Below are 755 nucleotides of genomic sequence, written 5' to 3'. Positions count from 1 at the left end.
AAGTAGTTCAGTGGTAGAATACAACCTTGCCAAGGTTGGGGTCGCGGGTTCGAATCCCGTCTTCCGCTCCAATTTTCAATATGACATGCCGGGGTGGCGGAACAGGCAGACGCACAGGACTTAAAATCCTGCGGTGGGTGACCACCGTGCGGGTTCGACCCCCGCCCTCGGCACCATATGCGCCCGTAGCTCAATTGGATAGAGCGTTTGACTACGGATCAAGAGGTTAGGGGTTCGACTCCTCTCGGGCGCGTTTTTTATTAACGGGAAGTGGCTCAGCTTGGTAGAGCACCTGGTTTGGGACCAGGGGGTCGCAGGTTCAAATCCTGTCTTCCCGATATTTCAACATATGGGGCCTTAGCTCAGCTGGGAGAGCGCCTGCCTTGCACGCAGGAGGTCAGCGGTTCGATCCCGCTAGGCTCCACTTATTTGAATATCACTTATGGCGGTGTAGCTCAGCTGGCTAGAGCGTACGGTTCATACCCGTGAGGTCGGGGGTTCGATCCCCTCCGCCGCTACCATAAGGACCTTTAGCTCAGCTGGTTAGAGCAGACGGCTCATAACCGTCCGGTCGTAGGTTCGAGTCCTACAAGGTCCACCACTCAAAGTTCATATCTTGGAGGTATACCCAAGTTCGGCTGAAGGGATCGGTCTTGAAAACCGACAGGCGGCGAGAGTCGCGCGGGGGTTCGAATCCCTCTACCTCCTCCATTTTTTCTAAATTAAATATTATATCATCGCGGGGTGGAGCAGTA

General features: G+C 54.6%; 7 tRNA genes. All 7 read left to right on the top strand.

Annotated elements, in window-relative coordinates:
- The first annotated feature begins 87 nt into the window (after window positions 1-87).
- The 7 genes from V7038_RS03535 (at window position 88) to V7038_RS03505 (ending at window position 711) form a co-directional block, all read left to right on the top strand.
- Window positions 88-176 (top strand) — tRNA-Leu (locus V7038_RS03535).
- A gap of 3 nt (window positions 177-179) precedes the next feature.
- Window positions 180-253, top strand: a tRNA-Arg gene (locus V7038_RS03530).
- 11 nt (window positions 254-264) lie between these two features.
- Window positions 265-338, top strand: a tRNA-Pro gene (locus V7038_RS03525).
- A 13-nt stretch (window positions 339-351) separates the two neighbouring features.
- Window positions 352-424 (top strand) — tRNA-Ala (locus tag V7038_RS03520).
- 20 nt (window positions 425-444) lie between these two features.
- Window positions 445-521 (top strand) — tRNA-Met (locus V7038_RS03515).
- A 3-nt stretch (window positions 522-524) separates the two neighbouring features.
- Window positions 525-601 (top strand) — tRNA-Ile (locus tag V7038_RS03510).
- A gap of 17 nt (window positions 602-618) precedes the next feature.
- Window positions 619-711: transfer RNA gene (locus V7038_RS03505), tRNA-Ser, on the top strand.
- Window positions 712-755: the final 44 nt, after the last annotated feature.

Source organism: Bacillus sp. JJ783 (assembly GCF_036963225.1).
Classification (GTDB): Bacteria; Bacillota; Bacilli; order Bacillales; family Bacillaceae_G; genus Bacillus_A; species Bacillus_A cereus_U.
This window is presented reverse-complemented; position numbering and strand designations above follow the sequence as displayed.